Source organism: Herbaspirillum aquaticum (assembly GCF_002213425.1).
Taxonomy (GTDB): Bacteria; Pseudomonadota; Gammaproteobacteria; order Burkholderiales; family Burkholderiaceae_D; genus Herbaspirillum; species Herbaspirillum aquaticum.
Genome location: NZ_NJGV01000025.1, coordinates 98,492 through 106,486, shown reverse-complemented (window position 1 = coordinate 106,486; position 7,995 = coordinate 98,492). Strand labels below are relative to the sequence as shown.

Here is a 7,995-nt window from a genome sequence, read left to right as displayed (position 1 = left end):
CAGGATCAGGGCAGCGCTGTTCTGCTGCAAGTGAAGTCATGGATGCAGCTTAAATTCTGGCAAACGCTGTCTTGACGGATGGGTCCACTTTAGGGTGTATATCGATTATTTCAAGCCTGGCGCGGACCTCGCCACAGCGGTATTTCAGCAGATCAAGCACGTTCCCGACGTTGAAGTCGTTTTTCTCAAGAATCATGGCGCCGTCATCGGGGGCGATGATGTCGAGTCAGTGGACCGCATACTGCGTTTGCTTATCTCGGCCTTGCAAACTGCGGTGCCAGTTGAAATCACCCAGCCGCACGGCCGTCGATGCGCAGCAGTCTTGTCGACACTGGGCTACGAGGCGTGCGGGGACGACTCGCTGAACCAGCTGGCACTAGCGGAAAGCTTGTGTCGGAGATTACGTACGGAGTGGGCCTTGGTCCCTGACCATGTCGTCTTTCTGGGCCCCATGGCCCGCGTGCTTGAACCCTCTGCCAGTCTCAATGAGATGCGCAAAGTAGTGAACGAAGGTGCCCCGTTTATTTTCGTGGAAGGTGACGGGGTTTATCAGAAGCCGGACGTTACCTCCGCGCAGCTGGCACAGCTGCGATGCTACTACGATGTCTTGATCAGGCTGTCGGAACATGTCCGCTTATGCACCTTGTCCGCCGAGGAAATAGCCGATCTGCTCGATTGGGATGCTGAAAAATATCGCCAGAAAAATGCGTGAGCAGCCCGGACTTGATACTGTTTCGTCCCATGCGGCCGTCTTCTGATGGTGCGCCAGCTGAATGTTTAGCCATTTGATTCGAGAAGAAATGACGATGTTTCAGGTATTGAGGAAGGAAAAGATTGCCTTGGACATGGGCTTCTTGTACGTGTTCGCGTTGTGGTACGGCTTTTTTTTCTGCAATTTGGGCACGTGGCCAGTCAAAATCCTGGTCATGATAATTGGCTACTGGATTGGCTCACGCCGGGACTTGCGGGTGGAGATCGCCCTTGGCCATGTCCTGTTATCCATCGCATTCGTATCGATGTATGTGCTGCTCAGTTTGCCCAACCTGCGGAACTCCGTGAACGGCGATCATTGGTATCACATCCAAAGCGCATACGAAAAAATACTGGCGATTGTCTACGCCGAACAGGGCGCGCTACATACCTATGCTGTCAGGGATATCCTCCAATTCGCATCTGCCATCATGCTCGTGCTCACGCTGGCCGCGCATCAGCTCTACAAGAGCAGACCCTATTGGAGCATCTCTCTGTTGTTGGGGCTTGGCATTTATCTGTATAACAGTTATCCCGTCGCTGGCTACGTTGATCCTCATCCAGTTTTGCGCGGCTTGCCTGTGCTATTTTCAGGTGTCGCGGGTGTGGATAGTTTCGGTTTCCGCATCCAAGGATTTTTGGCAATTTTCTGTCTCGTGCTTTGGTTGTCCTTGCGCGTCTGGCCTCTAAAGCAGAAGTTGCTCCTGATCGTCTTTTCGTTGAGTATTCCTCTGGTCTATTTCACTGCGCCCCTGGTCGAGTTTTCGATCTGGGCATGCGTGATGTTGACCGTCTTTTTTATCAGGATCGTCGACGAGGAAGAGCTGACGGATCGAGACCTGGTTGTCTTCGGCATGTCATTCGTCATGGCGGGCATGATTCGACAGACGATGCTTTTCGGTTTTGCGACGCTGCTCTTGTACTGTTTTCTCCAAAAGCGCTACAAGAGCCTCTGTCAGTGTCTGCTGATTGGTGTTCCAGTCTATTTTCAGATCTTCAACGCGCGCCATCTGATCAACCCGGCTGCCTATGTTCCCGATGAGAAGTTTCTGAATGTGCCGACACATCTTGGTCTGTTGGAGCGAGTGCTCTATTCGATGCAGCCTGTAAATCTGCAAGCGGTTCTGGCATCGACCGGGCTGTCATTGCTGGGCTTGGTGTTGATCGGTTTCATCATCCTTGGCGTGAAGGAGCGGTACAGGATTGCCGCCGTGCTTGCATTGGCCGCGGTTTTTTCGTGGGTACTCTTTCATGCCATTCGACCCATCCTTTGGGGCGTTCCACGCTATCAATCCGAATATATTGTTCCATTGTCGCTTGCGGGTGCGACGTTGTTGCTTCGTGAGTTCAAAAAAGCGGGTGGGCTTTGCTTGGCTGCACTGGCACTTTTCAACGTTGTGTTGATCGTCCAGTTTTATGATGTGATGCCATCAAGGGTCCCCGATTATCCTGAGTGGTCGTCGGGCAAGACGCCTTATCTTTCCGAGTTGCCCTTTAATGTGGATGAGGCGCTCAAGAAAACCTTCGATGGATGTGGTGATTCAGTCTATTTCGATGGCACGACCTATGGCAATTTTCCGGTCATTTTCGCCGGTGTATCTCTGCATCGCTATTTGAAGATAAGCCAGGTTAGGCCTGAGGAGGCAAGATGCGTTTATCACTTGTATCCGCAGCATATCTCCGGTGGTTTTTTTAACGCACAGAGAAACAGTACCGTTGTTTTGGAAAAGCGATAGGCCGTCCGTCGAGCGTTTTTAATAGGTGTCGATGCATGAGGCCACCCAAATGGTTCTCTGATCGGTTCAAGGCAAGCGGGGGTAACATTCGGTAATGCGATGACGGATGCTGGCAGCGTGCTGATGCTGTGCTGTTGTGTCAGCTGCTACGTCCGAGCGTGTCGATCAGAACGGGTAGTTGGCGCCCGGACACAGGACCGGATAAAAGTTGCAGCCATGCAACCTGTCGCTCAACCGGGCGTTTTCGGCCGCTACATCGCTGGCCAGGTTCGAACAGATCTCCACGGGAGCGTTGCATCCCAAGCTGCTGACCGACGTCCAAGCTTTGCCCTGGGGTATCACGCCCCACGCCTTTGATGCACATCAATGCGGTTCTGCAATGATCTGTCTATTCTGCAAGCTCCAGTCAATACCAGCTCGCCCGGTGGGCTCGCGGCCCAGCGCATGTGCGCGCCGCGTCAGTCCGGCGTGGCAGCCGGCCAGGAGCATCGCATGCAAGTCGCCCATCCGTCCATCCTGCATCCATCCGCCAGTCTCGCCGGCATGAACAAGGCCGTCCTGCGCAAAATGGACCAGCGTGGTCCGCGCTACACGTCCTATCCCACGGCAGATCGCTTTTCGAGTGACTTCGCCGTCGCCGACTACCTGCATGCGGTCTCGGACCGCCGCAACATGAGCGCCTGGCGAGCGCTGTCGCTGTACCTGCATATCCCGTTCTGCGACACCATCTGCTATTACTGCGCCTGCAACAAGATCGTCACCAAGAACCGTGCCAAGGCCTCGCTGTACCTGAGCTACCTCAAGCGCGAGATCAGCATGCAGGGTTCGCTCTTCTCCGGCATGAACCAGGTCGAGCAGCTGCACTTCGGTGGCGGTACGCCGACCTATCTCTCGGACGAGCAGATGTCGGACCTGATGAACCATATCCGCCACAGCTTCACGCTGGCCCCGGATCACGTGGGTGAATATTCGATCGAGATCGATCCGCGCACGGTGTCGGTGGCACGGGTCCACAAGCTGCGTGAGCAGGGATTCAACCGCATCAGCCTGGGTGTGCAGGATTTCGATCCGGAAGTCCAGCTGGCGGTCAATCGCGTGCAATCCGAAGAGCAGACCCTGCAGATCATCGCCGCCGCGCGTGAAGCCGGTTTCCGCTCGGTCAGCATCGACCTGATCTATGGGCTGCCCAAGCAGAACGTGATGTCGATGTCGCGCACGCTGGCCAAGGTCATCGCCGCCAGTCCGGATCGCATCGCCGTCTACAACTATGCGCACATGCCGGCACTGTTCAAGACCCAGCGCCAGATCAAGGAAGAAGACCTGCCCAGCGCCGACAGCAAGCTGGACATGCTCTCGCTGTGCATTCGCCAGCTGACCGGCGCCGGTTACGTCTACATCGGCATGGACCACTTCGCCAAGCCTACGGACGATCTCGCCATCGCCCAGCAGCAGGGACGCCTGCATCGCAACTTCCAGGGCTACTCTACCCATTCGGAGACCGATCTGGTCGCTTGCGGCGTCTCGGCCATCAGCGCCGTGGGCGGCAGCTACAGCCAGAATGAAAAGACCCTGGATGGTTATTACGCCCGCCTGGAAAATTCCACGCTGCCCATTGCCCGCGGCATCCAGCTGGGCATGGACGACGTGCTGCGCCGTCTCATCATCCAGCGGCTGATGTGCAATTTCGAGCTGTCGATCAATTCGCTGGAGATCGCTTATCCCATCGTCTTCCGCGAATACTTCGCGCCGGAAATGGAAAAACTGAAGCAACTTGAAGAAGACGGCCTCATCAAGATCGAACCCGAATGGATTACGGTCGAGCCCAAGGGCCGTCTGCTGATCCGCAACATCTGCATGGTGTTCGACCGCTACCTGTCGCAGGACCGCGAGAAAGCCGCGAGCCAGAACAAGGACGCACCGCAGCGCTATTCGCAGACCGTCTGAGCGGGGCGTGTCGATGAACCTGCTGCCGATCTTCCTGGTAGGCCTGATGGGCAGCGTCCATTGCATCGGCATGTGCGGCGGCATCATCGGCGCGCTCAGTTCAGCCGCACCGCCGCGTGCGCCGGCCGCTCCCGCGCAGGCGCTGGCCATGGCCGCAGCGCCGGGGCGGGCTGTACATCGCATCATTCCCTTGCATCTCGCTGGCTCCGCCCAGGTCCAGGCCTTCGGGCAGGATCTGGTACGCGTGTTGGGCTACAACCTCGGCCGCCTGTCCAGCTACGCGCTGGCCGGCGCGCTGGCCGGTGGCATCGCCGCCGGGCTGCTGCGCGGTGCCGATGTGCTGGGCTGGCTGGCACCGGCGCAGACGGTGGCCTACGTCATCACCAATCTCGTCCTGATCCTGCTGGGGCTGTACCTGACCCAGTGGTGGAGCGGCCTGTCCCGCATGGAGCAGTTGGGCAGCGGTCTCTGGACCCGCCTGCGTCCGCATGCGGCACGGCTGGTGCCGGTCGATACGCCGGCCAAGGCGCTGCTGCTGGGCAGCCTGTGGGGCTGGCTGCCCTGCGGGATGGTCTACAGCGCCTTGCTGACCGCGCTCATGGCTGGTAGTGCCGTGCAAGGCGCGCTGACCATGCTGGCTTTCGGGGCCGGTACCCTGCCCGTACTGCTGGTGGCCGGCATGTCCGGTGCACGCTTGCGCCAGCTGGCTGCGCGCCCGTGGGTGCGGCGCAGCGCCGGCGTGATCGTGCTGGCCTTCGGCCTGCTCGGTTTGCTGCGTGCCGCCGAGATTGGCGGCCTGGGCATCGCGCGCGGCTGGATCGATGTGTTCTGCGTCAGCCCGGTGCATGGAGGATGAGCATGCACAATGATGGCAGCGACACGGCGAACCTGTGTTTCCATTGCGGCCAGCCCGTGCCGGCGGGAGAGTCATGGACACTGGACATCGGCGGGCTCGAGCGGACGCTGTGCTGCGTGGGCTGCCAGAGCGTGGCCCGGCTCATCGTCGATAGCGGATGTGAAGATTTCTACCTGCGGCGTACCGTTCCCTCTGCCCGTGTCGATCCCGAACAATTGCTGCCTCCCGAACTGGCCCTGGTCGACCTTCCCGTGCAGACATCCGATGGTGAAGTTGCTGACGCGACGGAGCACGCGCAGGAACTGGTCCTTTCCATCGATGGCTTGCGCTGCGCCGCCTGCGTCTGGTTGATCGAGAAATACCTGGCCCGCTTGCCTGGCATGCACATGGCCGAACTCAACGTGGCCAGTGCGCGTCTGCATATCCGCCGCGATCCCGCCCTCTGTTCCACCTCCACCATCCTGCGGGGCCTGCATGGCCTGGGCTACACCGCCTATCCCTTCGATCCGCTGCGACAGGGCGAGCAGGCGCGCCGCGCCGGCCGTCGGCTGTTCCGCCAGCTGTTCATCGCGGGGCTGTCGATGATGCAGGTGATGATGTACGCCATTCCGGTCTACATGACCCATGAAGGCATAGACCCCGACATGATGGCGCTGATGCGCTGGGCCAGTTTGTTCCTCACCATTCCGGCGGTGTTCTATTCGGCCTTGCCGTTCTTCACAGGCGCCTGGGCAGGACTGCGGGCGCGGGCCCCGGGCATGGACCTGCCGGTGGCCATCGGCATTGCTGCCGCCTTCACTGGCAGCGCCATCGCGACCTGGCGCGGCGAGGGCGAGATCTGGTTCGACAGCGTGAGCATGTTCATTTTCCTGCTGCTGGCCAGCCGCTATCTTGAGACGGCCGCGCGGCGCAAATCGGCCGCAGCGCTGGAGCGCATGCAGCAGGCGTTCCCGGCGTCGGCGCTGGTGGTACGCGGCTACCCGCAGCAACGCGAGACGACGCTGGTGGCGGCCAATCAATTGCAGGCCGGTGATGTGATCCTGGCACGCCCGGGCGACACCATCGCTGCCGATGCCTGCCTGCTCGAAGGGATGGCCGAACTGGACCTGGCCCTGCTGTCCGGCGAAAGCCGTCCGCAAACCTTCCAGCCTGGCCAGGAAGCGCCGGGCGGTGCCGTCAACCTGAGCCAGCCGGTGCTGCTGCGCGTCGTGCGCACCACGCGCGAGAGCACGCTCGCTGCCATCACGCGCCTGGCAGAGCAGGCCGGACAGGGCAAGCCTGCCCTGGCGCAGTGGGCCGACGTGGTGGCCTCGCGCTTCGTGGTGGCCCTGCTGCTGCTGGCGGCGATCACATTCATTGCCTGGCATCTGATTGATCCTGCACGCGCTTGGGCGACCGCCATTGCAGTACTTGTGGTGTCCTGCCCCTGCGCGCTGTCCCTGGCCACGCCGTCGGCCCTGGCTGCGGCCACCGACCGCCTGCTGCGCGAAGGTACGCTGGTCGTGCGGGGCAACGTGCTGGAGACCTTGCAGCGCGCCGATACCGTCCTCTTCGACAAGACCGGCACACTCACGCAAGGCCGGCCGCAGATGACGGCCCTGTGGAGCTGCATTGACCAGGCGCAGGCACTATCGGTGGCTGCAGCCATGGAGCGCGGCAGTCAGCATCCGCTGGCCAAGGCGCTGGTGGAGGAGGCCGGGCGCCGTGGCAGTGCCGCTTGCGAAGTCGCCGAGCTGGGCTCCGTCACGGGGGCAGGCATGCACTGTCTCATTGATGGTGTTGTGCATCGCCTGGGCGCGCGTGGCTTCGTGGCCGGGATTGCCGGGCAATCCATTCCTGCCGAACTGAACCAGCCCGCTGCCGCTGCGGCCGGTTCGGTCTACCTGGGCAACAGCAACGGTTGGCTGGCGCGCTTCGACCTGGCCGATGCATTGCGTGCGGATGCCGTGGATACGGTGGCTGCATTTCGCGCGCAAGGTGTGCGCGTCATCCTGCTCAGCGGTGACCAGCCCGAGGTCTGCGCCGAGGTCGCGGCCGCGGTCGGCATCGATGAAGTGATCGCCGGCTGTACCCCGCAACGCAAGCTGGAGGTAGTGCGCCAGTTGCAGCAGGGTGGGGCGGTGGTGGCCATCGTTGGCGATGGCATCAATGACGCTGCGATGCTGCGCGCAGGCGATGTCTCCTTCGCCATGGGCAAAGGGGCTGCGCTGGCCCAGGTCAGTGCCGATGCCGTCATCATGAGCGACCGCCTGTCGGCCGTGGCGCAATGTGCGCAGATGGCCCGCCGCACCATGCGCATCGTGCGCCAGAACCTGGTGTGGGCCAGCGTCTACAATTTCCTCGCCATTCCGGCGGCGGCCTTCGGCCTGCTCGATCCGTGGATGTCGGCGGTGGGCATGTCGGCCAGTTCGCTGCTGGTGGTCGCCAATGCACTGCGCCTGAGCCGTGCCGCGCGCGGCTCCCGGCAGCTGCCGGCCACTGCGCCCGCGGTCCAGCCAGCGCTGGCGGGAGGCGCCTGATGGAAGCGCTCTATCTCCTCATTCCACTCAGTACCTTGCTGGTCTTCCTGGCGATCTGGGTGTTCTTCCGCGCCTCCGACGGCGGCCAGTTCGACGACCTCGAAGGACCGGCCATGCGCATCCTCCACGACGACGATATTCCCGCGCAGCCGGATCGGCACGATCCCGCCTGAGCCGGCTTCGCACCCGC

The 7,995-nt window shown here is 61.1% G+C and carries 6 protein-coding genes; all 6 read left to right on the top strand.

The window, feature by feature from the left end; all coding sequences use genetic code 11:
* Positions 1 to 94: 94 nt before the first annotated feature.
* The 6 genes from CEJ45_RS21255 to ccoS all read left to right on the top strand — a co-directional run bounded on the left by CEJ45_RS21255 (position 95) and on the right by ccoS (position 7,978).
* The gene (locus tag CEJ45_RS21255) at positions 95 to 712 is read left to right on the top strand and encodes a hypothetical protein (protein ID WP_088757051.1); all 618 of its coding nucleotides are present in this window, start codon (positions 95 to 97) and stop codon (positions 710 to 712) included.
* 127 nt (positions 713 to 839) lie between these two features.
* Positions 840 to 2,486 carry a hypothetical protein gene (locus CEJ45_RS21250; protein ID WP_141107037.1) on the top strand — a complete coding sequence of 549 codons (1,647 nt, stop codon included), beginning with the start codon at positions 840 to 842 and terminating at the stop codon, positions 2,484 to 2,486.
* Between the two features lie 492 nt (positions 2,487 to 2,978).
* Entirely contained in the window at positions 2,979 to 4,430 is a 1,452-nt protein-coding gene (gene hemN, locus CEJ45_RS21245) for an oxygen-independent coproporphyrinogen III oxidase (protein WP_088757049.1), read from the top strand.
* Between the two features lie 13 nt (positions 4,431 to 4,443).
* Positions 4,444 to 5,286 carry a sulfite exporter TauE/SafE family protein gene (locus CEJ45_RS21240; protein ID WP_088757048.1) on the top strand — a complete coding sequence of 281 codons (843 nt, stop codon included), beginning with the start codon at positions 4,444 to 4,446 and terminating at the stop codon, positions 5,284 to 5,286.
* Positions 5,283 to 7,805, top strand: coding sequence for a heavy metal translocating P-type ATPase (locus CEJ45_RS21235; RefSeq protein ID WP_420913314.1), 2,523 nt, complete (start codon positions 5,283 to 5,285; stop codon positions 7,803 to 7,805). Before CEJ45_RS21240 ends, CEJ45_RS21235 begins: the two co-directional genes overlap by 4 nt.
* The gene (gene ccoS, locus CEJ45_RS21230; RefSeq protein ID WP_088757046.1) at positions 7,805 to 7,978 is read left to right on the top strand and encodes a cbb3-type cytochrome oxidase assembly protein CcoS; all 174 of its coding nucleotides are present in this window, start codon (positions 7,805 to 7,807) and stop codon (positions 7,976 to 7,978) included. The genes CEJ45_RS21235 and ccoS overlap by 1 nt, the downstream gene beginning before the upstream one ends.
* Positions 7,979 to 7,995 lie beyond the last annotated feature (17 nt).

Excerpts from the sequence above, each read along its gene's own strand:
- hemN (WP_088757049.1), top strand. The coding sequence starts at position 2,979 with ATGCAAGTCGCCCATCCGTCCATCCTGCATCCATCCGCCAGTCTCGCC.
- CEJ45_RS21235 (WP_420913314.1), top strand. The coding sequence starts at position 5,283 with ATGAGCATGCACAATGATGGCAGCGACACGGCGAACCTGTGTTTCCAT.
- CEJ45_RS21240 (WP_088757048.1), top strand. The coding sequence starts at position 4,444 with ATGAACCTGCTGCCGATCTTCCTGGTAGGCCTGATGGGCAGCGTCCAT.
- ccoS (WP_088757046.1), top strand. The coding sequence starts at position 7,805 with ATGGAAGCGCTCTATCTCCTCATTCCACTCAGTACCTTGCTGGTCTTC.